The 25293-nt window shown below is 52.6% G+C and carries 21 protein-coding genes; 15 read left to right on the top strand and 6 right to left on the bottom strand.

Features of this window, described 5'->3' with window-relative positions:
- Window positions 1–172 precede the first annotated feature (172 nt).
- The 4 genes from moeA to AC3G3F_RS11910 all read left to right on the top strand — a co-directional run bounded on the left by moeA (window position 173) and on the right by AC3G3F_RS11910 (window position 5830).
- On the top strand, window positions 173–1408 hold the full coding sequence (gene moeA / locus AC3G3F_RS11925; protein WP_023246521.1) for a molybdopterin molybdotransferase MoeA: 1236 nt from the start codon (window positions 173–175) through the stop codon (window positions 1406–1408).
- Window positions 1408–2157 carry a molybdopterin-synthase adenylyltransferase MoeB gene (gene moeB / locus AC3G3F_RS11920; protein ID WP_023246520.1) on the top strand — a complete coding sequence of 250 codons (750 nt, stop codon included), beginning with the start codon at window positions 1408–1410 and terminating at the stop codon, window positions 2155–2157. The genes moeA and moeB overlap by 1 nt, the downstream gene beginning before the upstream one ends.
- A gap of 335 nt (window positions 2158–2492) precedes the next feature.
- Window positions 2493–3392 carry a glycyl-radical enzyme activating protein gene (locus AC3G3F_RS11915; RefSeq protein WP_023246518.1) on the top strand — a complete coding sequence of 300 codons (900 nt, stop codon included), beginning with the start codon at window positions 2493–2495 and terminating at the stop codon, window positions 3390–3392.
- A 5-nt stretch (window positions 3393–3397) separates the two neighbouring features.
- Window positions 3398–5830, top strand: coding sequence for a glycyl radical protein (locus AC3G3F_RS11910; protein ID WP_023246517.1), 2433 nt, complete (start codon window positions 3398–3400; stop codon window positions 5828–5830).
- A gap of 79 nt (window positions 5831–5909) precedes the next feature.
- Here AC3G3F_RS11910 and AC3G3F_RS11905 read toward each other — a convergent pair whose 3' ends face one another.
- On the bottom strand, window positions 5910–6719 hold the full coding sequence (locus tag AC3G3F_RS11905) for a Cof-type HAD-IIB family hydrolase (RefSeq protein ID WP_023246516.1): 810 nt from the start codon (window positions 6717–6719) through the stop codon (window positions 5910–5912).
- A 260-nt stretch (window positions 6720–6979) separates the two neighbouring features.
- Between AC3G3F_RS11905 and AC3G3F_RS11900 the strand changes: the two genes are divergently transcribed.
- Window positions 6980–8245 carry a DUF1479 domain-containing protein gene (locus AC3G3F_RS11900; protein WP_023246515.1) on the top strand — a complete coding sequence of 422 codons (1266 nt, stop codon included), beginning with the start codon at window positions 6980–6982 and terminating at the stop codon, window positions 8243–8245.
- Here AC3G3F_RS11900 and AC3G3F_RS11895 read toward each other — a convergent pair.
- Window positions 8212–9315 (bottom strand): LacI family DNA-binding transcriptional regulator, encoded by a 1104-nt coding sequence (locus AC3G3F_RS11895; RefSeq protein ID WP_053510061.1) that lies wholly within the window; start codon window positions 9313–9315, stop codon window positions 8212–8214. The two genes, AC3G3F_RS11900 and AC3G3F_RS11895, sit on opposite strands and share 34 nt — an antisense overlap.
- Before the next feature lie 297 nt (window positions 9316–9612).
- On the opposite strand from AC3G3F_RS11895, the gene AC3G3F_RS11890 reads away from it, so the two are divergent.
- Entirely contained in the window at window positions 9613–10914 is a 1302-nt protein-coding gene (locus AC3G3F_RS11890; RefSeq protein ID WP_023246513.1) for an MFS transporter, read from the top strand.
- A gap of 14 nt (window positions 10915–10928) precedes the next feature.
- Window positions 10929–13292, top strand: a complete 2364-nt coding sequence (locus tag AC3G3F_RS11885; protein WP_154714459.1) for a glycoside hydrolase family 31 protein — start codon at window positions 10929–10931, stop codon at window positions 13290–13292.
- Between the two features lie 77 nt (window positions 13293–13369).
- On the opposite strand, the gene AC3G3F_RS11880 is transcribed toward AC3G3F_RS11885, so the two are convergent.
- Window positions 13370–14965, bottom strand: coding sequence for an ABC-F family ATPase (locus AC3G3F_RS11880; RefSeq protein ID WP_000961434.1), 1596 nt, complete (start codon window positions 14963–14965; stop codon window positions 13370–13372).
- Window positions 14966–15185: 220 nt separating this feature from the next.
- On the opposite strand from AC3G3F_RS11880, the gene ldtB reads away from it, so the two are divergent.
- A complete protein-coding gene (gene ldtB / locus AC3G3F_RS11875) occupies window positions 15186–16106 on the top strand; it encodes a L,D-transpeptidase (protein ID WP_023246511.1) in 921 nt (306 codons plus the stop codon).
- Window positions 16107–16149: 43 nt separating this feature from the next.
- Here ldtB and AC3G3F_RS11870 read toward each other — a convergent pair whose 3' ends face one another.
- Window positions 16150–17262, bottom strand: a complete 1113-nt coding sequence (locus tag AC3G3F_RS11870) for an anion transporter (protein ID WP_063390284.1) — start codon at window positions 17260–17262, stop codon at window positions 16150–16152.
- A complete protein-coding gene (gene mntR, locus AC3G3F_RS11865) occupies window positions 17259–17732 on the bottom strand; it encodes a manganese-binding transcriptional regulator MntR (RefSeq protein WP_023246509.1) in 474 nt (157 codons plus the stop codon). Before mntR ends, AC3G3F_RS11870 begins: the two co-directional genes overlap by 4 nt.
- Window positions 17733–17917: 185 nt before the next feature.
- Between mntR and mntS the strand changes: the two genes are divergently transcribed.
- Both mntS and AC3G3F_RS11855 read left to right on the top strand, forming a co-directional pair.
- The gene (mntS, locus tag AC3G3F_RS11860) at window positions 17918–18046 is read left to right on the top strand and encodes a manganase accumulation protein MntS (RefSeq protein ID WP_023246508.1); all 129 of its coding nucleotides are present in this window, start codon (window positions 17918–17920) and stop codon (window positions 18044–18046) included.
- 264 nt (window positions 18047–18310) lie between these two features.
- On the top strand, window positions 18311–19891 hold the full coding sequence (locus AC3G3F_RS11855) for a phosphoethanolamine transferase (protein ID WP_488395039.1): 1581 nt from the start codon (window positions 18311–18313) through the stop codon (window positions 19889–19891).
- A 62-nt stretch (window positions 19892–19953) separates the two neighbouring features.
- On the opposite strand, the gene ompX is transcribed toward AC3G3F_RS11855, so the two are convergent.
- On the bottom strand, window positions 19954–20469 hold the full coding sequence (gene ompX, locus AC3G3F_RS11850) for an outer membrane protein OmpX (protein ID WP_023246506.1): 516 nt from the start codon (window positions 20467–20469) through the stop codon (window positions 19954–19956).
- A gap of 352 nt (window positions 20470–20821) precedes the next feature.
- On the opposite strand from ompX, the gene rhtA reads away from it, so the two are divergent.
- The 5 genes from rhtA (at window position 20822) to glnQ (ending at window position 25260) form a co-directional block, all read left to right on the top strand.
- A complete protein-coding gene (gene rhtA / locus AC3G3F_RS11845) occupies window positions 20822–21709 on the top strand; it encodes a threonine/homoserine exporter RhtA (protein ID WP_023246505.1) in 888 nt (295 codons plus the stop codon).
- Between the two features lie 301 nt (window positions 21710–22010).
- Window positions 22011–22514 carry a DNA starvation/stationary phase protection protein Dps gene (gene dps / locus AC3G3F_RS11840; RefSeq protein WP_000100805.1) on the top strand — a complete coding sequence of 168 codons (504 nt, stop codon included), beginning with the start codon at window positions 22011–22013 and terminating at the stop codon, window positions 22512–22514.
- Window positions 22515–22990: 476 nt separating this feature from the next.
- A complete protein-coding gene (gene glnH / locus AC3G3F_RS11835) occupies window positions 22991–23737 on the top strand; it encodes a glutamine ABC transporter substrate-binding protein GlnH (RefSeq protein WP_000838670.1) in 747 nt (248 codons plus the stop codon).
- Window positions 23738–23881: 144 nt separating this feature from the next.
- Window positions 23882–24541 carry a glutamine ABC transporter permease GlnP gene (gene glnP, locus AC3G3F_RS11830; RefSeq protein ID WP_001159076.1) on the top strand — a complete coding sequence of 220 codons (660 nt, stop codon included), beginning with the start codon at window positions 23882–23884 and terminating at the stop codon, window positions 24539–24541.
- Entirely contained in the window at window positions 24538–25260 is a 723-nt protein-coding gene (gene glnQ, locus AC3G3F_RS11825) for a glutamine ABC transporter ATP-binding protein GlnQ (protein WP_023246504.1), read from the top strand. The genes glnP and glnQ overlap by 4 nt, the downstream gene beginning before the upstream one ends.
- Window positions 25261–25293: the final 33 nt, after the last annotated feature.

Genomic DNA, 25293 nt, shown 5'->3' with positions numbered 1-25293 from the left:
TTTACTATAACTATCAGAATTGTTGTGAGTTATTCATTCGATTTTTGAATATAGAAAGATGCGTAAGGTATGTAAAGGCGCAAGGCCGCCACTAAGACCGAGGTAGCATACTGCCCGCCGCTGTTTTCTGACATAATAGACGGATTCGATTTTGCCTCGCAGGAGTGTGTTCATGGAATTTTCCGCCGGATTGATGCCGCTTGAAACAGCGCTGACTCAGATGCTTTCACGTATTACCCCGCTCACCGCCGTAGAAACGTTGCCGCTGGTGAACTGCTTTGGCCGCATCCTGGCGACCGATATCGTTTCTCCCCTCGATGTCCCCGGCTTTGATAATTCAGCTATGGATGGTTATGCGGTACGTGTCGCGGATCTGTCCGCCGATAAGCCGTTACCCGTCGCCGGCAAAGCATTTGCCGGTCAGCCTTACCAGGGAGAGTGGCCTGCGGGAACCTGTATTCGCATTATGACCGGTGCCCCGGTGCCGGCAGGTTGCGAGGCGGTCGTCATGCAAGAGCAAACGGAACAAACCGATGGCGGCGTGCGTTTTACCGCCGGGGTTCGTTGCGGGCAAAACATCCGTCGCCGCGGCGAGGATATTCGTCAGGATGCGGTGGTCTTTCCGGCCGGTACGCGCCTGACTACAGCCGAACTGCCGGTGCTGGCGTCGCTGGGAATTGCCGATGCGCAGGTAGTACGTAAAGTGCGCGTAGCGCTGTTCTCGACCGGCGACGAGCTCCAGCTTCCGGGCCAGCCGCTGGGCGCGGGGCAAATTTATGACACTAACCGTTTAACTATACATTTGATGCTGCAACAGCTTGGCTGCGAAGTTATCAATTTAGGCATTATTCCTGACGCTCCTTGTAAGCTTCGCGCCGCGTTTATCGACGCCGACAGCCAGGCCGATGTAGTGATCAGCTCCGGCGGCGTCTCGGTCGGTGAAGCGGACTATACCAAAACCATCCTTGAGGAGCTGGGCGAAATCGCCTTCTGGAAGCTGGCTATCAAGCCAGGCAAACCGTTTGCCTTCGGCAAACTCAATAATAGCTGGTTCTGTGGCCTGCCGGGGAATCCAGTCTCTGCAGCGCTCACCTTTTATCAACTGGTTCAGCCCTTACTGGCGAAGCTTGGCGGCAACACGGCAAGCGCTGTGCCGCCGCGCCAGCGTGTACGCACAGCATCTCGCCTGAAGAAAACACCGGGTCGTCTCGATTTCCAGCGCGGCATACTGCAACGTAACGCCAACGGCGAACTGGAGGTCACGACCACCGGGCACCAGGGTTCACATATTTTCAGCTCGTTTAGTCTGGGCAACTGCTTTATTGTGCTGGAGCGTGAACGCGGCAATGTTGAGCCGGGAGAATGGGTGGAAGTCGAGCCGTTTAATGCTCTGTTTGGAGGCCTGTAATGGCGGAACTTAGCGACCAGGAGATGCTGCGCTATAACCGACAAATTATTCTGCGCGGCTTCGATTTTGAAGGGCAGGAAGCGTTAAAAGATGCGCGGGTATTAGTGGTCGGACTGGGCGGACTCGGCTGCGCGGCAACGCAGTATCTGGCCGGCGCTGGCGTCGGGCAACTGACGTTACTCGATTTTGATACCGTTTCCGTTTCCAATCTCCAGCGTCAGACCCTGCACAGCGACGCGACGGTCGGGCAGCCGAAGGTAGAGTCCGCCCGCGACGCGCTGGCGCGAATCAACCCGCATATTACCATTACGCCAGTTAACGCGCGGCTGGACGACGACGCTATGACCAGACTGATTGCCGGGCATTCGCTGGTGCTGGACTGTACCGATAACGTTAGCGTACGTAATCAACTTAACGCCGGGTGCTATACCGCGAAAGTACCGCTAATCTCCGGCGCGGCAATTCGTATGGAAGGACAAGTTACCGTCTTTACGTATCGGGAAAACGAACCCTGTTACCGCTGCCTGAGCCGTCTGTTTGGCGAAAACGCTCTGACCTGCGTAGAGGCAGGGGTGATGGCGCCGCTGATTGGCGTGATCGGTTCGCTACAGGCAATGGAGGCCATTAAGCTGCTGGCGCATTACGGTCATCCCGCCAGCGGAAAAATCGTCATGTACGATGCGATGACCTGTCAGTTTCGCGAAATGAAATTGATGCGCAACCCCGGCTGTGAGGTCTGCGGGCAGTAGTCACTTTGCGGATAAACATACCGAAGCACGGTTTATGGCCGTGCTGCATCAACAGATAATTAAGCAGCGTTTTAAGCTGGCTGTCATTAGCGCAACCTGTCATCAGAAGCGAAGCCAGCTTACCCACTACGCCCATGAGCTCCCACTGACGATCGGCTTAAGCAGCGCGATACGCCAGTGCGGCATAATCCTAAACGCCATACCACAGTCTCAATCCGTGATGTTATACCTCGTTTAACACCTCTCTGTCAGAACCACTCCATTCGTTGATGTACATCAAGACAACTTTCATTCGAAAGTAATTTAATCTTTATATGAAATAAGAGAGGCCGTTTATGATCTTCAATATTCAGCGCTATTCTACCCACGATGGCCCCGGCATCCGTACCGTAGTATTTCTCAAAGGTTGTTCGTTGGGCTGTCGCTGGTGCCAGAACCCGGAAAGCCGCGCCCGCGCTCAGGATCTGTTATACGATGCGCGCCTGTGTCTCGAAGGATGCGACCTGTGCGCGCAAGCCGCGCCGGAAGTCATTGAGCGCGCGCTAAACGGCTTGCTCATCCATCGCGAGAAACTGACCGACGCCCATTTTTCTATCCTGGCGCATTGCTGCCCCACGCAGGCGTTAACCGTGTGCGGCGAAATAAAAAGCGTAGATGAGATCATGGCGACAGTACTGCGCGATAAACCTTTTTACGATCGCAGCGGCGGCGGTCTTACGCTTTCCGGCGGCGAACCGTTTATGCAGCCAGAACTGGCGGCAGAGCTGTTTAAAGCCAGCCATGACGCCGGTATTCATACTGCGGTTGAGTCCTGTCTGCATGTCCCATGGAAATACATTGCGCCCTCACTGCCTTATATCGATCTGTTTCTGGCTGATTTGAAACATGTCGCCGACGGGCCGTTTAAGCAGTGGACCGATGGCAGCGCCTCGCGGGTGCTGGAAAATCTCAGGAAACTCGCCGCCGCGGGTAAAAAAATGGTGATTCGCGTCCCGCTGATTCAGGGATTTAATGCCGATGAGGAGGCCATTAAAGCCATTACCGACTTTGCCGCCGACGAACTGCACGTCGGGGAAATTCATTTTCTGCCCTACCACACGCTGGGCATCAATAAATACCACTTACTCAGTCAGCCCTATCATGCCCCGGATAAACCACTGGATGCGCCGGCGTTACTTGATTTTGCCCAGAAGTACGCCTGCCAAAAAGGTTTAACCGCGACCCTACGAGGATAATTATCATGACCCAACTGAAACTGGACACGCTCAGCGACCGCATTAAGGCGCACAAAACCGCGCTGGTACATATCGTGAAACCACCGGTCTGTACCGAACGCGCGCAGCATTATACCGAAATGTATCAGCAGCATCTGGATAAACCGATTCCGGTACGCCGTGCGCTGGCGCTGGCCCATCACCTGGCGGAACGCACTATCTGGATTAAGCATGATGAACTGATCGTCGGCAACCAGGCAAGCGAAGTTCGGGCCGCGCCAATTTTCCCGGAATATACCGTCTCGTGGATTGAAAAAGAGATCGACGCCCTGGCGGACAGGCCCGGCGCGGGTTTTTCCGTAAGTGAAGAAAACAAACGTATTCTGCATGACGTCTGTCCGTGGTGGCGCGGCCAAACCGTCCAGGATCGCTGCTACGGTATGTTTACCGATGAACAAAAGGGGCTGCTGGCGACTGGCATTATCAAAGCCGAAGGCAATATGACCTCCGGCGATGCGCACCTGGCGGTGAACTTCCCGCTGCTGCTGGAAAAAGGACTTGATGGCCTGCGCGATAAAGTCGCCGAACGTCGATCACGCATCAACCTGACCGTGCTGGAAGATCTGCATGGCGAACAGTTCCTGAAGGCGATTGATATTGTGCTGGACGCGGTAAGCCAGCACATCACGCGCTTTGCCGAGCTGGCGCGCCAGATGGCGGGCGAAGAGACCCGCGAAAGCCGTCGTAAAGAGCTACTCACCATCGCGGAAAACTGCGAGGCGATTGCTCACGAACCGCCGCAGACCTTCTGGCAAGCGCTGCAGTTGTGCTACTTCATCCAACTGATTCTGCAAATTGAGTCTAATGGTCACTCGGTGTCGTTTGGCCGTATGGACCAATATCTCTACTCCTATTATCGTCGCGATGTCGAGCTAAACCAGACGCTGGATCGTGAACACGCCATTGAACTGCTGCATAGCTGCTGGCTGAAACTGCTGGAAGTAAACAAGATCCGCTCCGGTTCGCACTCAAAAGCTTCCGCGGGCAGCCCGCTATATCAAAACGTCACCATTGGCGGTCAGAATCTCACCAACGGACAGCCAATGGACGCAGTGAATCCGCTCTCTTACGCCATTCTGGAGTCCTGCGGTCGTCTGCGTTCTACCCAGCCAAACCTCAGTGTGCGTTATCACGCCGGAATGAGTAACGATTTCCTCGACGCCTGCGTCCAGGTCATCCGCTGTGGCTTTGGGATGCCGGCGTTTAACAATGATGAAATCGTCATCCCGGAATTTATCAAGCTGGGGATCGAACCGCAGGACGCTTACGATTACGCGGCGATTGGCTGTATCGAAACCGCCGTCGGCGGGAAATGGGGCTATCGCTGCACTGGCATGAGCTTTATTAACTTCGCCCGCGTCATGCTGGCGGCGCTGGAAGGCGGTCGCGACGCCACCAGCGGCAAGGTATTTCTGCCGCAGGAAAAGGCGCTTTCCGCAGGCAACTTCAACAATTTTGATGAAGTGATGGCTGCCTGGGATACCCAAATACGCTACTACACGCGCAAATCGATCGAAATTGAGTATGTGGTCGACACCATGCTGGAAGAGAACGTCCACGATATTCTCTGCTCGGCGCTGGTAGATGACTGTATTGAGCGCGCGAAGAGTATCAAGCAAGGCGGCGCTAAATATGACTGGGTATCCGGTCTCCAGGTCGGTATCGCCAACCTGGGCAACAGCCTCGCCGCCGTGAAAAAACTGGTCTTCGAACAGGGCGTTATCGGTCAACAGCAGCTTGCCGCCGCGCTGGCCGATGACTTTGACGGGCTGACCCATGAACAGTTGCGCCACCGTCTGATTAACGGCGCACCGAAGTACGGCAACGATGATGATAGTGTCGATACTCTGCTGGCGCGCGCTTATCAGACCTATATTGATGAGCTGAAGCAATATCATAACCCGCGCTATGGTCGTGGCCCTATCGGCGGCAACTATTACGCCGGTACGTCATCTATCTCAGCAAACGTGCCGTTTGGCGCCGCGACCATGGCAACCCCGGATGGTCGCAAAGCACATACACCGCTGGCGGAAGGCGCAAGCCCTGCGTCAGGTACGGATCATCTCGGCCCGACGGCGGTGATTGGTTCCGTAGGCAAATTACCTACCGGTTCAATTCTCGGCGGCGTGCTGCTCAACCAGAAACTAAACCCAACGACGCTGGAAAACGAATCCGACAAACAGAAACTGATGGTTCTGCTACGGACGTTCTTTGAGGTGCATAAAGGCTGGCATATTCAGTACAATATCGTATCGCGCGAAACACTGCTGGATGCGAAAAAACATCCGGACCAGTACCGCGATCTGGTCGTGCGTGTGGCAGGTTACTCCGCTTTCTTCACCGCGCTGTCGCCGGATGCGCAGGACGATATCATCGCCCGTACCGAACATATGCTGTAATGTACCCTGGCGCCATCCGGCAATATGTCCGAACTGCCTGATGGCGCTGCGCTTAACAGCGCCTACGCAGGTCTGTTAATCAGAAGGGAGCGGTGCCGTCAAGCACGGCTTGAATGACGTTGAGCGCGCCTTGATGGTTATTATCATCAGTGTGATAACGTGAAAGCGCTTTGATATTGTCTGCGGCATTGCCCATGGCAAAAGAGTAATGCGCCATTTTCAACATTTCCGCATCATTACCGCTGTCGCCAATGGCGACGACATTCTGTGGTGACCTGTTCCAGCGCTTTAACAGGCGACTGATGCCATTCGCTTTATGCAGTCCCGGGATAATCAGGTCGATAAAACCAAAGCCGCTGGTGACGGGCTTCATGATGCCATCCAGAGATACGTGCAGTTTGTCGATAACCAGCGGAATTTGTTCATCGGGCAAATTCAGGGAAAACTTAAACAGGATATCGTCAATGTCGTGATAATCGTTTACCGGCTGCAGGCGGTGATAATGTTTGGCCATCAGCGCCACGAAAGTATCGGGAGCATTTTCGCTGACATAAGCGCTTTTCAGACCACAGGCGACGAAGTTAAGCTGCTTATCTTTCAGCAGTTCGCCAATCACAATACGCGATTCATGCCGGGTTAGCTCCCCGTGAAACAACTGCTTGCCATGTTCATACACCAGCGCGCCATTTTCTGCGACGAAGGAAATTTCGTCTTTCAGTTCGGGGAAGAAGGAGATCAACTGGTAGTACTGGTTACCGCTGGCGACCACAAATTCGATATTACGTTTTTTCAGTTCCTGATACTGCGCCATGAAGCGTACACGATCGTACTGCTTGGCATCGTCGAGAAAAGTGCCGTCCATATCGGTAACGACAACGTTAACGGTCATACTTAAGCTCCTGGCTGTAACTGCGACCAGAAACATTTTAATAACAATGTGAGCAGAACCACAAATTTATTTCGAATGAAAAGTGGCTGAACGAAAGGAATAGCCGCATAAGACATTAAAGCGTCCTACCCCCCTACGTTTTCATCTCGCTTTCCGCCTTGTGATCCCCTGCAATATTTTAAACTTGCATTAACTTTATTTTAACTTAAAGTATCACATGTAATGAATTTTACCTTCGAACGAAAGTTAGTGAGGTTGATATGACGATTCCTTTTACCCACGAAACGCTGCCCACCGACCCAAAAGCGGCTATTCGTCAGATGAAGCAGGCGCTACGCGCGCAAATCGGCGACGTGCAGGCGGTGTTCGACCGTCTGAGCGCCACCATAGCAGCCCGGGTGGCGGAAATTAACGATCTAAAGGCGCAGGGACAGCCGATATGGCCGATGATCCCTTTTAGCGAACTGGCGATGGGCAACATTAGCGATGCCACCCGCGACGAGGTTAAGCGCCGCGGGTGCGCGGTAATTAAAGGTCATTTTCCACGCGAACGTGCGCTGGCATGGGACCAGTCGATGCTCGACTATCTGGACAAGAACCATTTTGACGAGGTGTATAAAGGACCGGGGGATAATTTTTTCGGTACGCTGAGCGCCTCCCGGCCTGAAATCTATCCTGTCTACTGGTCGCAGGCGCAAATGCAGGCCCGCCAAAGTGAAGAGATGGCGCTGGCGCAGTCGTTCCTCAACCGCCTGTGGCAGGTAGAACGCGACGGCAAGCGATGGTTTAATCCGGATATCAGCATAATTTACCCGGATCGTATCCGTCGCCGCCCGCCGGGCACCACGTCCAAAGGGCTGGGAGCGCATACCGACTCCGGCGCGCTGGAACGCTGGTTGTTGCCAGCCTATCAGCAGGTATTCGCCAGCGTGTTTAACGGCAATGTCGAGCAGTACGATCCTTGGAATGCGGCGCACCGTACCGAAGTTGAAGAGTATACGGTGGATAACACCACAAAATGCTCGGTATTTCGCACCTTCCAGGGCTGGACCGCGCTCTCCGATATGCTGCCCGGTCAGGGCTTGCTTCATGTCGTCCCTATCCCGGAGGCGATGGCGTATATTCTGCTGCGCCCGCTACTGGATGATGTCCCGGAAGATGAATTATGCGGCGTCGCGCCAGGCCGGGTGCTGCCAGTTTCGGAACGGTGGCATCCTTTACTGATGGCGGCGTTAACCAGCATTCCGCCGCTGGAAGCCGGGGATTCCGTGTGGTGGCATTGCGATATCATCCACTCCGTCGCCCCCGTCGAAAATCAGCAGGGCTGGGGTAATGTGATGTACATTCCTGCCGCACCAATGTGTGAGAAGAATCTGGCCTATGCGCGTAAGGTAAAAGCGGCGCTGGAGACAGGCGCATCACCGGGCGATTTCCCGCGCGAGGACTATGAAACAACCTGGGAGGGGCGCTTCACGCTGCGCGATCTGAATATTCACGGCAAACGGGCATTAGGTATGGACGTTTGACTGTCGTACAGCCCCTCGCCTGTGACAATGGTGTGTCCTTTGCCTGGGCGCACCCGTCGTACCGACTCCCGTACCACCAGACGCCCATGCAACAATAACGAGCCGATGGGCGCATGCGGGCGGATCAGGCGCTGTTGCAGCATCTGTACCGCCTCCACGCCCAGCTCATCGCGTGGCACGTGCACCGCCGTAAGTGGAACATCTTCGATCGCCGCCAGATTAAACGCGTCAATACTCATAATTGAAATATCCTGCGGCACGCGCAGGCCGCGAAGACGTAACGCATTAATAGCGCCTGCCGCCATAAAATCACCGCCGACCAGCAAGGCGGTCGGCAACCGCCTTCCATCGGCTGCATCCAGCCAGGCTCCAACCTTGTCTTCCGTTTCTTTAGCGCTGAAGTTGCTGATATTCAGTAAATCTCGCTCGTCCAGAAAATCCAGGTTGTGCTGCCGCCATGACTCTTTAATGCCCGCCAGACGCTGTTCCATCGTGTAACGGCGCAGGCACATGACGTTCATTACCTCCCGATGTCCCATCTCAAAAAGATAGCGGGCGGCAAAAGCGCCAATCAGACGATGGTCTGGCGCAATTAAGGGCAGCCGCATCCGATCATCGCGACAATTGATCAATACGCAGGGTTTAGCGAGATCCACCGCCAAATCGTGAATATGCGGATCATCAATACCAATCAGGATCGCCGCCTGAGTCTCCGCATCATTCACTCTGGCCAGAAACAGCGCCGGGTCACTGTCGTTCTCTTCCAGCGCACAGTAGCGCAGGCGTACTTCATGCGGCGCGAGCGCTTTACTGATGCTCTGGATTACGCGGTAGTAAAAAATATCCAGTCGCTCATCAAACGCCCGCGGCGGCGCGAAAACAAGCAAATTGTTAAGCAACAGGCGGCCTGCGGCCATACCTTCCATTACCCCCAACTCGCGGGCGCAGGCCAGAACCTCTTTACGCGCGTGGTCGCTGGTATTTGATTTCCCGGACAACACGCGCGACACCGTACTGGCAGACAGTCCGGTGCGTGCGGCAATTTCTGCGATTTTCAGCTTCTTTTCCATTTTGTGATCCACTTCAAATTCAGAAATGAAAGAAATTTCATAGCCAAAAAAACCCGGCTTGCCTGACCTGAAAAAGGTGTTTGTACCCTAGCGTAGCGCGTGATGAAAAAACGTGCACAAAACCCGCTTTTCGGCGCTTTTTCACTCTCTTATTGTGAACTGACAGAACAGCTTCCCCCAGTAATAGTGGAAATTTCAAAAAATAAAATAATAAAAATCAAAACGTTAAATAATGTGGTGTAACCGTTTTCTCAACAACTGTTCCGCCGCGCCCTATACCATTACGTGGAGACCCTTATGAGCCAGGGCATCAATAATAATATGGCCGCCAGCAAACCCCGCCGCGTAGTAAAAAATCTGCGTTGGTGGATGCTGATCCTCTTTTTGCTTGGCGTCACCGTTAACTACATCACTCGCAATTCGCTGGGCATTCTGGCGCCGGAACTGAAAAGCAGTCTGGGGATCACCACCGAGCAGTATTCGTGGATTGTCGGTGCGTTCCAGCTAGCCTATACCTTGTTCCAGCCGCTGTGCGGTTGGCTAATTGACGTGATTGGCCTCAAGCTGGGCTTTATGATCTGCGCCGGATTGTGGGCGCTGGCCTGCTTACTTCATGCTGGCGCTGGTAGCTGGTTACAGCTTGCTATTCTGCGTTTTTTTATGGGCGGCGCGGAGGCGGCTGCGACCCCGGCCAATGCTAAAACCATTGGCGAATGGTTCCCGAAATCCGAACGCCCTATCGCGTCGGGTTGGGCAGGCGTCGGCTTCTCTATCGGCGCAATGTTGGCGCCGCCCATCATTTACTTTGCCCATGCATCTTTTGGCTGGCAGGGCGCGTTTATGTTTGCCGGCGTGCTGGCGATGTTGTGGGTCATACTGTGGTGGATATTCTATAACACGCCGGATAAACACCCGAACCTGAGCCAGAGTGAACTGGACTATATTCACCAGGATAATGAAGCTCCGGCGATAAAATTACCGTTCCTCACTGCGTTAAAAACGGTCGCCAGGGATAAACGTTTCTATGGGATCGCTATCCCGGCTTTTATGGCGGAACCTGCCTGGGCAGTACTGAGCTTCTGGGTGCCGTTATATCTGTCAAAAGAGCTGGGTATGGATCTTAAGCAAATCGCCATGTTCGCCTGGCTGCCATTCCTCGCCGCCGATCTCGGTAGCGTTGCCAGTGGTTATCTGACCAGGCTCTATACCCGTATTTTCGGTTTTACCCGCATCAACTCGGTCGTCGCGAGCTCCGTTACCGGCGCATTTCTGATGATTTCACTGGCGATCGTCACCTTCACCAAAAGTCCCTATATCACCATCATCCTGATTTCCATCGGCGGCTTCGGCCATCAGATCATCTCCTGCATGTTAAGCGCGCTGGTCGTGGAGTCGTTCGATAAGGGACAAATGGCGACCGTTAACGGTATGCGCGGTTCTGCCGCATGGATCGCGAGCTTTCTGTTTTCCCTGATTATCGGGGTGACAGCCGACAAAATTGGCTTCAACCCGCTGTTTATCGCCATGGGCTTCTTCGACCTGATTGGCGCCTTCTTCCTGGTCACTTTTATTGCTGAACGTCGCGCAAAACGCGCCTGAGAGTGAATGTAAATATGAAAACGCTGAAGAACTGGGTATTGCAAAAACAGTTATCCCACCACGTTGAACTACTGGTCGACGGCCAGCATACGCTGTGTCTTTACGTGCTGGAGGAGAATCTGTTTCGTGTGCTGATAAAACGCAAAGGCGAACTGGCGCTGGACCGCACCTGGAGTATCGCTCCTGCGCAGGATGTACCGTGGAAAGGCCGCAAGCGAGAAGACCTCAGCGGCTTTACCCTGCCCGCCTGGACACTACGCCAGCAAGACGGTACGCTGATTGTCGCTACCGAATCGCTGCGCGCTACCGTCCACCAGCCGCTGTGGATTGAATGGCAGTACCGCAATAACGAAGGCAAGTGGCAGCCATTGGTTAACGACCGCCCAACCGGCGCCTATCTGCTGAACGCCCACGGCGACGGCGTGGCCCACTATCAACACCGCCGTAAGGACGAGCGTTTTTATGGTTTGGGCGATAAAGCAGGCGATCTACAGCGTACCGGAAAACGCTATGAAATGCGCAATCTTGACGCGATGGGTTACAACGCAGTCAGCACCGATCCGCTGTATAAACATATTCCGTTTACCATTACCCGCCGCGATGACGTTAGCTTCGGGCTGTTTTATGACAACCTCAGTAGCTGCTGGCTGGATCTGGGCAATGAAATTGATAACTACCACACCGCCTACCGTCGCTGGCAGGCGGAAGCGGGCGATATCGACTACTACCTGTTTACCGGCGAGCGTGTGCTTGACGTCACCAAAGCCTTTGTTCGCCTGACCGGGAAAACGCTGTTCGGGCCGAAGTGGAGCCTGGGCTACAGCGGTTCGACTATGCATTACACCGATGCGTCGGATGCGCAAAACCAGTTGATGAAATTTATTCGCCTGTGCGACGAACATGCCATTCCGTGTGATTCCTTCCAACTCTCTTCAGGTTATACCTCGATTAACGGCAAGCGCTACGTGTTCAACTGGAACTACGACAAGGTGCCGCAGCCGAAGGTGATGAGTCAGGCATTCCACGACGCGGGACTACATCTGGCGGCCAACATCAAACCGTGCCTGTTGCAGGATCACCCGCGCTATCACGAAGTGGCGGAACAAGGGTTATTTATCCGCGACTCCGAAAACGATACGCCGGAACGCTCCAGTTTCTGGGATGATGAAGGCTCCAATCTCGACTTTACTAACCCGCAAACTGTCGCCTGGTGGCAGAATGGCATTACCACGCAATTGCTGGAGATGGGCATCGACGCCACCTGGAACGATAACAACGAATTTGAAGTGTGGGACGGCGAAGCGCGCTGCCACGGCTTTGGCAATGAGATAGCCATTAAACATATTCGCCCGGTGATGCCGCTGTTGATGATCCGCGCGTCGATGGAAGCGCAGCAACGCTTTGCGCCGACAAAACGCCCGTATCTGATCTCCCGTTCAGGCTGCGCCGGGATGCAGCGCTACGTACAAACATGGAGCGGCGATAACCGCACCAGTTGGGATACCCTGCGCTACAACATTCGCATGGGGCTGGGGATGAGCCTCTCCGGGCTGTATAACCTGGGCCACGACGTCGGCGGTTTCTCCGGCGATAAACCAGACCCGGAGCTATTTGTGCGCTGGGTACAGAACGGCGTGATGCACCCACGCTTTACTATCCATTCGTGGAACGACGACCATACGGTCAACGAACCGTGGATGTATCCGGGCGTCACACCAGCGATTCGCAGCGCCATTGAGCTACGCTACCGTCTGTTGCCCTACTTCTACACTCTGTTATGGCTGGCGCATGCCGACGATGAGCCGATGCTGCGCCCTACTTTCCTCGACCACGAGCACGACGCGCAGACTTTTGAGGAGTGCGACGACTTCCTGCTGGGACGCGATATTCTGGTCGCAAGTGTCGTCATACCGGGCGAACGTCAGCGCCGCCTCTGGCTGCCGGACAACAAAACGGGTTGGTATGATTTCTACACTGGCGCGTGGTTCAGCGGCGGTCAGTGGATTATCGTCGACGCGCCGCTGGAAAAACTGCCGCTGCTGGTACGCGCAGGCGCGGGACTGCCGCTGAGCGATCGCATCTCCTACGCGAACGCGGCTAAAGATACCTCGCGTGAGCTAAAACTGTTCCCGGTGAAAGGCGCAGACGTATCGTCAGGACTACTGTTTGAGGATGACGGCGAGTCATGGGGGTATAAGGAAGGTCACGCGCTGTGGCTGGAATGGGAGATGGTCTGTACCGCCACGACGATTGATCTGACGATAAACGCGCGCGGCGATTATCGCCCGGCGTGGCAAACACTGCAGGTATCATTACCGCCAGGAGAAAAACGCAAGCTGCGGGTAAATAATGAAGACAGGAGTGAGTGGGCACGGTAGTAAATATTGTCGTTTTACCGGACCTACGCGTCAGGATACGTAGGTCCGGTAAGCGTAGCGCTACCGGGCGTCAGTTTTTAGCTTTCAATCCCTTTACTACGCAAATAATCGTCGTAGTTGCCGCTAAAGTCCACCACGCGCTCCGGCGTAATTTCAATGACGCGGGTCGCCAGCGAGCTGACGAACTCACGGTCGTGTGAAACAAAGATCAGCGTGCCCTGATACAGCTCCAGCGCCATATTCAGCGACTCGATCGACTCCATGTCCAGGTGGTTAGTCGGTTCGTCCATGATCAGGATATTCGGCTTTTGCATCATCAATTTACCGAACAGCATACGGCCCTTCTCGCCACCGGAGAGTACTTTCGCAGGCTTTTTGATGTCATCCTGGCTAAATAGCAGGCGGCCCAGAATACTGCGCACTGCCTGCTCGTCGTCGCCTTCCTGCTTCCACTGACTCATCCATTCAAACACCGTCAGGTCATTTTCGAATTCATATTCGTGGTCCTGCGCGTAGTAACCAATACGCGCGTTTTCCGACCATTTAACGGTGCCGTGATCGGCGTCCAGATCGCCAACCAGCGTCTTCAGCAGCGTAGATTTACCCACGCCATTGGTGCCGAGTACCGCCAGCTTCTCACCGACTTCGAGCAGCAAATTGACATTTTTAAACAGCGGACCGTTATCAAAACCTTTCGTTAGCGCTTCCACTTCCAGAGCGTTACGGAACAGTTTTTTATCCTGCTCAAAACGGATGAACGGGTTCTGACGGCTGGAGGCTTTCACCTCTTCCAACTTGATTTTATCGATCTGCCGCGCGCGCGACGTTGCCTGACGCGATTTAGAAGCGTTGGCGCTAAAACGGCTGACGAAAGATTGCAGCTCGGCAATTTGCGCTTTTTTCTTCGCATTATCGGCCAACAGACGTTCACGCGCCTGGGTCGCCGCCGTCATATACTCATCATAGTTACCCGGATAGACGCGCAAATCACCGTAATCCAGATCCGCCATATGCGTACAGACCATGTTCAGGAAGTGACGGTCGTGCGAAATGATGATCATCGTGCTGTCGCGCTCGTTCAGCACCTGCTCCAGCCAACGGATAGTATCAATATCCAGGTTGTTGGTCGGTTCGTCGAGCAACAGGATGTCCGGATTAGAGAATAACGCCTGCGCCAGCAGCACACGCAATTTCCAGCCTGGCGCGACTTCACTCATCAGACCGTAATGCTGCTCCAGCGGGATGCCCACCCCCAGCAGCAGTTCGCCCGCGCGCGCCTCAGCGGAATAACCGTCCATCTCGCCGTATTTTACTTCCAGATCGGCGACTTTATAACCGTCTTCTTCGCTCATTTCCGGCAAGGCGTAGATACGGTCGCGCTCCTGTTTGACTTCCCACAGTTCGCCATGTCCCATAATGACAGTATCAAGTACGGTGAACGCTTCAAAAGCGAACTGGTCCTGACGCAGCTTACCGATGCGCTCATTCGGATCGAGGGAAACATTGCCCAGCGTCGGCTCCAGGTCGCCGCCGAGGATTTTCATAAAAGTGGACTTTCCGCTACCGTTGGCGCCGATCAGGCCGTAACGGTTGCCGCCGCCAAATTTGACGGAAATGTTTTCGAACAGCGGCTTACTGCCGAACTGCATGGTAACGTTGCTGGAAACTAACACAGGCTTATCCTGAAAAAAGATGTGACAAACCGCTTATTATGCCACAAGTCTGAAATAAGATCGCGCCCTGTGACAAAGGGCTACACTGAACCGTAAGGGGAAAAAAACGTGATTTCGTACACATCTGAATTCCCTGTTTACTGGAATGCACCTATAATGCGCTCCCAACATGACAGAATTCTCAACCCACTAGCCTGCTTGGCACAGAATCTCGCATAACATGAATATGAAATTAACAACGCTTTTCGCGGCGGCTTTCGCTGTAGTTGGTTTTTGTAAAACAGCCTCAGCAGTCACTTACCCGCTGCCTACCGATGGCAGTCGTTTAATTGGGCAAAATCAGGTCATCACCGTTCCGGAGGGCAATACCCAACCGCTGGAGTATTTCGCCGCGGAGTATCAGATGGGGCTGTCCAACATGCTGGAAGCCAACCCTGGCGTGGATACCTTCCTGCCGAAGGGCGGTACTGTGCTGAATATTCCGCAACAACTGATCCTGCCGGATACCGTCCACGAAGGCATTATCATCAATAGCGCGGAAATGCGCCTCTATTACTACCCTAAAGGCACGAACACCGTTATCGTCCTGCCGATTGGGATCGGTCAGTTAGGTAAAGACACGCCTATCAACTGGACGACCAAAGTTGAACGTAAAAAAGCCGGTCCGACCTGGACGCCTACGGCGAAAATGCACGCTGAATACGCCGCTGCCGGCGAGCCGCTGCCTGCCGTAGTGCCTGCGGGCCCGGATAACCCGATGGGCCTGTACGCGCTGTACATTGGTCGCCTGTATGCTATTCACGGCACCAACGCCAACTTCGGCATCGGGCTTCGCGTGAGCCACGGCTGCGTGCGTCTGCGCAACGACGATATCAAGTTCCTGTTTGAAAATGTGCCGGTCGGCACCCGCGTGCAGTTTATTGATGAACCGGTAAAAGCCACCACCGAGCCGGACGGCAGCCGTTACATTGAGGTGCATAACCCGCTGTCAACGACGGAAGCGCAGTTTGAAGGTAAGGAAGCGGTGCCGATCACGCTTAATAAGAGTATCCTGGCCGTCACCAACGAGCCTGACGTTGATCAGACCATCGTACAACAGGCGGTTCAGGATCGTTCCGGGATGCCGGTTCGTCTGAACTGACAGGCTCTGCCTACGAAGCCCGATAGACACTCTCGGGCTTCTCTTACGACATCAGTTGCAATAATCCATATCCCACCAACGCCGCCCATGCCAGCATCGGCAGCGAATAAAGATGAAATCGCCACCAGATTCGGCGATCGTTCGCCATTCGTAAAGCAATAAGATTCGCCAGCGACCCCGGCAGCAGACCAAAACCGCCGATATTCACCGCCCACGCCAGCAGCGTCGAGGCCGGTACATAGTTCAGCAGGAGAATGGTACTGGGCACATTACTGATAACCTGCGACAGGCCGATAGCGGTTAGCCAAAGTCCCAGGTGAGACAATGCGCCAACCTGGTTGAAAACGCCCTGCAACGCAGGCAGTTGCGTCAGCAGATGGACATCAATAAACATCGCCATAAATACCAGCAGCAGCGTCCAGTCCACGCTGACTATCACCCTGCGCGCCAGCGCAATAAACCCGACCGCGACCAACACCAGTCCCCATAACTCTTGCCTGAACTCCAGCGCGGTAAGAAAAACGATATATAATCCCAGGCAACTCCACACCAGACGGGGCTGCCACTGCGGCGAACGCGTACCGGTATGGTACTGTAACGCCCTACCCGGAAAACAAAACCAGCACAAGAGCAGTAACGTCAGCATCATCATGACGGCAAGCGGTGCCATTTGCCCGCTAAATTCAGCAAAGGTTAAGCCGGAGCGTCCCCACAACAGAATATTTTGCGGATTACCGACAGGCGTCAGCAGCGAACCGGCGTTCACCGCCAACGCTTCAAAAATAATCAATCGGTTGACCGGAATCGCGCACAGTTTTTTCAACGTTATCGTCAGCGGCACAACGATAAACAACGCAACATCGTTTGTCAGAAAGGTCGACAGTGCCGCCGCAGCCAGCACCAGGAACATCGCCAGTTGCCGCTCGGTATGAAATCGGCGCGTCATCTTGCGCCCCAGCACATCAAAATAGCCGCTTAACTCAACGCCTTTGGTGAGCAGCATCAAACCACTGAGGGTAATAATGGTGTGCCAGTCAATCGCGTCAGGCCAGGCACGAGGCGCAAAAGGAACAAACAGGCTTAACGCAATACCCACAATGATCAACAACTGAAAAAAACGGTCTCGCCGCAGCGCCCGTAAAAAAGCCAGATTCATTCTACAGGCGTTCCATGCTGTTGCGTGAAGGCCAAAAAGGCATCCAATGTTTCCTGGCTGACATGATGTTCCATCCCTTCCGCATCACGACGCGCAATTTCCGGACTTACGCCTAACACCAGCAAAAAATTTTCGACGATTTGATGCCGCTCGCGGCTTTCCTGCGCCAGTTTCTCCCCTTCCGGCGTCAGAAAAACGCCGCGCCAGGGGATCATTTGAATAAATCCTAACGATGCCAGGCGCTTAAGCATTTTGGCCACGGTCGGCTGGGACACGCCGAGCCGCGCCGCCATATCCACCTGACGCGCTTCCCCTACCTCAATAATTAAATCGGAAATCAGCTCAACGTAGTCATCTATCAACTCACGGCGATGCGCCTCTCTGACCTGACGAAATCCTTCAACGTGTTCTTCTACGTTCACCAATTGCGTCACTTTTTTTGTTGTTGGCGTACCTGCGCGACGACTCATTTTGCTTCCTCGTTTCTGTGACGCGTTAACGCGTCAACTGACAGAGCGCTCATTGTAAACCAGAGTTGTCCGGGCACAAAAAATTAACGTTTTAGCAATAGCTATAAAACATAGCCTGTGCTATATCTGTATGTAATGCAGACATCCCTCACGGATCGATGGGATAGAAACATCAGGAGGTTTATATGAACGAATTTAAGAGGTGTATACGCGTGTTCAGTCACTCTCCCTTTAAAGTCCGGTTAATGCTGCTCTCTATGTTGTGCGATATGATCAACGGCAAACCGGAGCAGGATAACTCTTCCACGAAATAAGGCGGCGTCGCGGTACGCCGCCTTATTTTGCATCCTCAACGGAAATGGCGCTCATTTCCCCTGTTTTTTTGTGGTTTTGTTATTCTCTTCGCAAAACATTTTCTTTCCGGCGGTTGACCTTCTTACCCACACGCTCTATCTTCTGGCAGCCCTGAATATTTTGCGACTCGCCGTTGCGAACCCAATACATTTTTTACGCATAATCAGGCAGGTAATGACCCTTCGCGCCAGGGTTAGCACATGGCGTTTTTGCAATAGTGGCATATGAATTCAACCCTTATCGATTCACTTCTGGCCCGTCGTCGGGCTGTAAGCCCGTGGGCGGGTCTCTACTTTTTACAGTCGCTGCTGATTAACCTCGCGCTCGGCTACCCCTTTAGCTTGCTTTATACTGCGGCGTTTACCTGCCTGTTGCTGCTGCTCTGGCGCTACCTGCCCCGCGGACAAAAAGCACTGCTCGGCATCTGTTCGCTGGTAGCCGCTTTCTATTTTCCCTTTGGCCAGGCTTACGGCGCGCCGAACTTTAATACTCTGCTGGCGCTGCACTCCACCAATATGGAAGAGTCAAGCGAAATCCTGACCATCTTCCCGTGGTATAGCTACCTGACCGGGCTTTTTATTTTCGCGCTGGGTATTATTGCGCTTCGCCGCCAAAAAGAAGAGGTCAGGCCGCGCTGGAATAGCCTTGATAGCCTGTGCCTGCTGATTAGCGTCGCGGCATTTTTCGTCGCGCCGGTACAAAATCTGGCCTGGGGCGGCGTTTTTAAGGTTATTGATACCGGCTATCCGGTTTTTCGCTTCGCCAAAGACGTCATCGTCAATAACAACGAAGTCATTGAAGAGCAGCACCGTATGGCGCAGTTATCCAACATAAAAGATAGCTGGACCGTTACTGCGGTGAAACCCAGATATCACATCTATGTCGTGGTGATTGGTGAAAGCGCGCGACGGGATGCGATGGGCGCTTTCGGCGGCCACTGGGATAATACCCCCTTCTCCAGCCATGTGAATGGCGACTTCTTTATGGATTACATCGCCGCCAGCGGCTCAACGCAAAAATCGCTCGGTTTAACGCTTAATCGCGTGGTGGATAACAAACCGCAGTATCAGGATAACTTCGTCACGCTGGCTAACCGCGCCGGTTTTCAGACATGGTGGTTTTCCAATCAGGGGCAAATCGGCGAATACGACACGGCCATCGCCAGTATTGCCAAACGCGCCGATGAAGCGCATTTCCTGAAAAACGGCGATTTTGAAGCGGATAAAAATACTCGCGACGACGCGCTGTTAACCATGACGGCGCAGGTATTGGCAACAGAACGCACGCAACCGCAGTTGATTGTGTTGCATTTAATGGGGTCACATCCCCAGGCCTGCGACCGTACTCAGGGAAAATACGCGACGTTTGTCCAGTCGAAAGAGACGTCTTGTTATTTATACACAATGACGCAAACCGACGATTTGCTCCGTCAGCTCTATACTCAGCTTCGTCATAGCGGCGACAGTTTTTCGCTCGTCTATTTCTCCGATCACGGGCTGGCGTTTAAAGAACGCGGCAAAGCGGTACAGTACCTGGCGCATGACGACAAATTCCAGCAAAACTTCCAGGTGCCGTTTATGGTGTTATCCAGCGACAGTAAAGCGCACAGGATCATTAAAGCTCGCCGTTCCGCGAACGATTTCCTGACTTTTTTTTCGCAATGGACGGGAATTAGCGCTAAAGAGATCAAAAATCGCTATCGGTTTATTTCGGAACAAAAAGCCGGGCCCGTTTATATCACCAATTTCAAATTACAGAAAGTGGACTATAACCATCTGGGCACCGATATATTTTCACTAAAATAATGTATGTTTCAGGCAAAAAAAATCCGCCCCGAAAGGCGGATTTTTCATTTTCACCGAAATGATTAGAAGCGGTAACCCACGCCAGCAATCCAGGTGCCAACGTCAACGCTACGAATACGGCTCTGCTCGTAAGAGAAATCCAGCGCAACATTTTCCATCGGGTTGAATTGCAGACCAGCGCCATAGGAGAAGCCATAATCGCTGGTGTCATGTTTGTAGGTTGGGTAGTCGGTAGTCTGGAATTTACCGTAACCCACACCGACCACACCGTAGATGCTCGCCCAATCGTTCAGACGATAAGCCGGGCCGGCAGTGATGCCGTAGTACTGACCTTTGTTGTAATCGCCCGCACCGTTAGTACGATCTTTTTCGGTGTAGGTGAAGGAACCGATTACGCCCAGCGGGTTGTTATCCTGCTCGTAACGATACTTCAGGTTAAAACCGTTCATTTTGTTCGCTACGCCCTGCGCATCGCTCTGAGCGTAACCACCGGTAACGGTAGAAGTAGCAGCTACTGCAGTACCTGCGGAAAAAGCCAGAACAGCGGCCAGTGCTGAAAGACATGCAATTTTTTTCATAACCACCTCAAATGTGCTTCAAGTAAGTCCTAAGTTTTAAATATATCAAAAATTAATGGGAAACTCTTTGCGATTCACGGTGTCTAAGAGCGCCTTTCATGTAACAGAACGTTTCCATACCGCGCTATCTTGTTCAATTAACATCACTTTTCCGGTTGATTGCACCAATAATGCGCGTGCGGCGCGATACATTCATCCAGATTATTCCTAAACTATCAGTCTATTTATCCATCAATTAAAGTTCATTTTATGGAATCCTGGAAATTTTTTTCAACGAATCCTGAACTACCCCGGGGAATTTCCATTACACTGCCACTTTTACTCGTACTGACATTTTTTGACAGGAGAAAGGATGCCGGGGTCGACACGTAAATTACCAGTCTGGTTGCCCATTTTGGTTTTGCTCATTGCCATGTCTTCTATTCAGAGTGGCGCTTCACTGGCAAAATCGTTATTTCCTCTTGTCGGCGCGCCGGGCGTAACGGCGCTTCGTCTGGCGCTGGGAACGCTTATCCTTATCGCCTTTTTCAAACCCTGGCGCTTGCGTTTTGCCAAAGAACAGCGGCTGCCTTTACTGTTTTATGGTCTGTCGCTGGGGGGGATGAACTATCTATTCTATCTGTCGATTCAGACGGTGCCGTTAGGTATTGCAGTCGCGCTGGAGTTCACCGGTCCTCTGGCGGTCGCGCTGTTTTCATCCCGGCGGCCGGTAGATTTTATTTGGGTCGTACTGGCGGTGCTTGGACTGTGGTTTCTGCTGCCATTAGGACAAGATGTGTCTCACGTTGATCTTACCGGGGCGGCGTTAGCGCTCGGCGCTGGCGCGTGCTGGGCTGTCTATATTCTTACCGGCCAGCGAGCAGGCGCGGAACATGGTCCGGCCACGGTAGCGGTAGGCTCGCTGATTGCAGCCCTCATTTTCGTGCCGATTGGCGCAGTTCAGGCTGGCGACGCGCTATGGCACTGGTCGATTCTTCCCTTAGGGTTAGCGGTAGCTGTACTTTCTACGGCGCTACCTTATTCACTGGAAATGATTGCACTGACGCGGCTGCCAACCCGCACTTTCGGTACGCTGATGAGCATGGAACCCGCGCTTGCCGCCGTTTCCGGAATGATTTTTCTGGGCGAAACGCTTACGGGCGTACAAATGATGGCCCTGTGTGCCATCATTGCCGCCTCTATGGGGTCTACCCTAACGATTCGACGCGAACCGCAAATTAAACAGATTGAAGTAAAATAGTTTCTTATTCTGCATGATATGCATAATCATGCAGAATATCACCTCATTATTCACCGTTTATTATCGCTCTATTACTTCGTCATTTTTTGTCATATTTTTTCTCATTTTTACATTAAAATGAGAATTATTACCCACCAAACAACACCTTAACATAACCCATTGATTTAAAATTAGAATAAATATTAAACCTTGTCTGTACTATTAAAGTGATAGGTAAATTCAGAAAAGCAAAGTGAAAAACCGGTGCTATACTTACTTTCGTTAATTACCTGGGACACAAACATCAAGAGGATATGAGATTATGAGTACCGCTAAACTGGTAAAAACAAAAGCGTCTAATCTGCTTTATACCCGTAACGATGTATCAGAGAGCGATAAAAAAGCGACGGTTGAGTTGCTTAATCGTCAGGTGATCCAGTTCATTGACCTGTCGCTGATCACAAAACAGGCCCACTGGAACATGCGCGGTGCTAACTTTATTGCCGTACATGAGATGCTGGATGGCTTCCGTACTGCGCTGACCGATCATCTGGATACTATGGCCGAGCGCGCTGTACAGCTTGGCGGCGTGGCGTTAGGCACTACGCAAGTTATCAACAGCAAAACCCCGCTGAAAAGCTATCCGCTCGACATTCATAATGTGCAGGATCACTTAAAAGAACTGGCCGATCGTTACGCCGTTGTAGCTAATGATGTTCGCAAAGCTATCGGTGAAGCCAAAGATGAAGACACTGCCGATATCTTTACCGCCGCATCACGCGACCTCGATAAATTCCTGTGGTTTATCGAATCCAACATCGAATAAACCTATCTCTACCCTGAATAATTCGAGTTGCAGGAAGGTACAAACGCAGCGAATCCCCGGGAGCTTGACTTCCGTCAATGACTGGGGCGAACGCACCTGCAACTTGATGTATACGGGTAGATAAGTAATCCCTATACCCCTGCCAGGCACAGGGGTTTTGCACTTAAATAGTGCACACTTCTTGTACTCCCCTCCAGCAAAAGTAAATTATTTGTAATAATTACCTCACACAATCGTTAACTAAAGATTGTTTTAACAACAATTTTTACGCTAAATAGACCCTGTGTTTCTACGCTGTTATTCATGCACTAAATCAGTGCCCCAAAACGGTGCGATATACTGGTTTTGCCCGACTTATTGTGCACAGGAATGATTCATGCTTCTGTTAAAACAATGGGTTACAGAATTGGCATGATTTTTTCATTACGCTAAATGTTCTCGCAGGGGATCGCCCTATGGATAGAAAAGGAAATGCTATGAAGTCTCTATTAAAAGTTTCACTGGCTGCACTTACCCTGGCTTTTGCGGTGTCCTCTCATGCCGCGGATAAAAAACTCGTTGTGGCAACCGATACGGCGTTCGTGCCGTTTGAATTTAAACAGGGCGACAAATACGTTGGCTTTGATGTTGATCTGTGGGCCGCTATCGCGAAAGAACTGAAGCTGGACTACACCCTGAAACCGATGGATTTCAGCGGCATTATTCCGGCGTTACAAACCAAAAATATCGATCTGGCGCTGGCGGGTATTACGATTACAGACGAACGTAAAAAAGCGATCGACTTTTCCGATGGCTATTACAAAAGCGGTCTGCTCGTGATGGTTAAAGCCAACAATAACGACATTAAAAGCGTTAAAGACCTGGATGGCAAAGTCGTTGCCGTGAAGAGCGGGACCGGGTCGGTGGATTACGCGAAAGCAAATATCAAAACCAAAGACCTGCGTCAGTTCCCGAACATTGATAACGCGTATATGGAATTAGGCACCAACCGCGCAGACGCCGTTCTGCATGATACGCCGAACATCCTGTACTTTATCAAAACCGCAGGCAACGGACAGTTCAAGCCGGTAGGCGAATCGCTGGAAGCACAGCAATACGGAATTGCCTTCCCGAAAGGTAGCGATGAACTGCGCGAGAAGGTCAACGGTGCGCTGAAAACGCTGCGTGAGAATGGCACCTATAACGAAATCTACAAAAAATGGTTCGGTACAGAACCTAAATAAAACGGCCTGATGTTGGCTTGTGGCCCGGTAGTGAGGACGCTCACCGGGCCTACGGCTCTTTTCCGTGACGGGTAAGACACTTTCACGCCATATCGCGTCGGATAGAGCATTTGACTATTTACACCACGGTAACAGGAACAACATATGCAGTTTGACTGGAGCGCCATCTGGCCCGCCATTCCGCTTTTGCTTGAGGGCGCTAAAATGACCCTGTGGATCTCGGTCCTCGGTCTGGCTGGCGGCCTGGTTATTGGACTGGCGGCAGGTTTTGCCCGTACGTTTGGCGGCTGGTTCGCCAACCACATCGCCCTGGTTTTCATTGAAATTATTCGCGGGACGCCCATCGTTGTCCAGGTGATGTTTATCTACTTTGCCCTGCCGATGGCATTTAATGATTTGCGTATTGATCCATTCAGCGCAGCGGTCGTGACAATTATGATTAATTCCGGCGCTTATATCGCGGAAATTACTCGCGGCGCAGTACTATCCATTCACAAAGGTTTTCGCGAAGCGGGCCTGGCGCTGGGCCTTTCTCGTCGGGAAACCATCCGCCATGTTATTTTACCGCTTGCTCTGCGCCGTATGCTGCCGCCGCTGGGCAACCAGTGGATCATTAGCATCAAAGACACCTCGTTGTTTATTGTTATCGGCGTAGCCGAGCTGACCCGTCAGGGCCAGGAAATTATTGCCGGTAACTTTCGCGCCCTGGAAATCTGGAGCGCCGTGGCCGTCTTCTATTTGATCATTACGCTGGTGCTGAGCTTTATTTTGCGTCGTCTTGAAAGAAGGATGAAAATCCTGTGATTGAATTTAAAAACGTCTCCAAGCACTTTGGCCCCACCCAGGTGCTACATAACATTGATTTAAACATCCGTCAGGGCGAAGTGGTTGTGATCATCGGCCCTTCCGGTTCGGGTAAATCCACGTTATTACGCTGTATCAACAAACTGGAAGAGATCACCTCCGGCGATCTGATTGTCGATGGTCTGAAAGTCAACGATCCTAAAGTAGACGAACGGCTGATTCGCCAGGAAGCCGGCATGGTGTTTCAACAGTTTTATCTGTTCCCGCATCTGACTGCGCTCGAAAACGTTATGTTCGGCCCTTTGCGCGTGCGTGGCGCGAAGAAAGAAGAAGCGGAAAAACAGGCGAAAGCACTGTTAGCGAAAGTTGGACTGGCGGAACGGGCGCACCACTATCCCTCCGAGCTTTCCGGCGGTCAACAACAGCGCGTCGCCATTGCCCGAGCGCTGGCAGTGAAGCCAAAAATGATGCTATTTGACGAGCCAACCTCCGCTCTGGACCCTGAACTGCGCCATGAAGTGCTGAAAGTAATGCAGGATCTGGCGGAAGAAGGCATGACCATGGTCATTGTCACTCACGAAATCGGCTTTGCCGAAAAAGTCGCCTCACGGCTGATTTTCATCGATAAAGGCCGTATTGCCGAAGATGGCAGTCCGCAGGCGTTGATCGAAAACCCGCCAAGCCCACGTTTACAGGAATTTTTACAGCACGTCTCCTGAGATATCGCCCTTCCTGCCCTGTGGCAGGCAGGG

The organism is Salmonella sp. FC25216 (genome assembly GCF_057751355.1).
The sequence above is the reverse complement of the archived record's forward strand: the minus strand, read 5'-3'. Positions and strand labels throughout refer to the sequence as shown.

Coding starts and splice junctions, on each gene's coding strand:
- ompX (WP_023246506.1), bottom strand. CDS start 20,469: ATGAAAAAAATTGCATGTCTTTCAGCACTGGCCGCTGTTCTGGCTTTT.
- AC3G3F_RS11905 (WP_023246516.1), bottom strand. CDS start 6,719: ATGACCGTTAACGTTGTCGTTACCGATATGGACGGCACTTTTCTCGAC.
- ldtB (WP_023246511.1), top strand. CDS start 15,186: ATGAATATGAAATTAACAACGCTTTTCGCGGCGGCTTTCGCTGTAGTT.
- moeB (WP_023246520.1), top strand. CDS start 1,408: ATGGCGGAACTTAGCGACCAGGAGATGCTGCGCTATAACCGACAAATT.
- glnP (WP_001159076.1), top strand. CDS start 23,882: ATGCAGTTTGACTGGAGCGCCATCTGGCCCGCCATTCCGCTTTTGCTT.
- glnH (WP_000838670.1), top strand. CDS start 22,991: ATGAAGTCTCTATTAAAAGTTTCACTGGCTGCACTTACCCTGGCTTTT.
- AC3G3F_RS11855 (WP_488395039.1), top strand. CDS start 18,311: ATGAATTCAACCCTTATCGATTCACTTCTGGCCCGTCGTCGGGCTGTA.
- mntS (WP_023246508.1), top strand. CDS start 17,918: ATGAACGAATTTAAGAGGTGTATACGCGTGTTCAGTCACTCTCCCTTT.
- AC3G3F_RS11900 (WP_023246515.1), top strand. CDS start 6,980: ATGACGATTCCTTTTACCCACGAAACGCTGCCCACCGACCCAAAAGCG.
- rhtA (WP_023246505.1), top strand. CDS start 20,822: ATGCCGGGGTCGACACGTAAATTACCAGTCTGGTTGCCCATTTTGGTT.
- AC3G3F_RS11910 (WP_023246517.1), top strand. CDS start 3,398: ATGACCCAACTGAAACTGGACACGCTCAGCGACCGCATTAAGGCGCAC.
- dps (WP_000100805.1), top strand. CDS start 22,011: ATGAGTACCGCTAAACTGGTAAAAACAAAAGCGTCTAATCTGCTTTAT.
- AC3G3F_RS11895 (WP_053510061.1), bottom strand. CDS start 9,315: ATGGAAAAGAAGCTGAAAATCGCAGAAATTGCCGCACGCACCGGACTG.
- AC3G3F_RS11870 (WP_063390284.1), bottom strand. CDS start 17,262: ATGAATCTGGCTTTTTTACGGGCGCTGCGGCGAGACCGTTTTTTTCAG.
- AC3G3F_RS11915 (WP_023246518.1), top strand. CDS start 2,493: ATGATCTTCAATATTCAGCGCTATTCTACCCACGATGGCCCCGGCATC.
- AC3G3F_RS11885 (WP_154714459.1), top strand. CDS start 10,929: ATGAAAACGCTGAAGAACTGGGTATTGCAAAAACAGTTATCCCACCAC.
- moeA (WP_023246521.1), top strand. CDS start 173: ATGGAATTTTCCGCCGGATTGATGCCGCTTGAAACAGCGCTGACTCAG.
- mntR (WP_023246509.1), bottom strand. CDS start 17,732: ATGAGTCGTCGCGCAGGTACGCCAACAACAAAAAAAGTGACGCAATTG.
- AC3G3F_RS11890 (WP_023246513.1), top strand. CDS start 9,613: ATGAGCCAGGGCATCAATAATAATATGGCCGCCAGCAAACCCCGCCGC.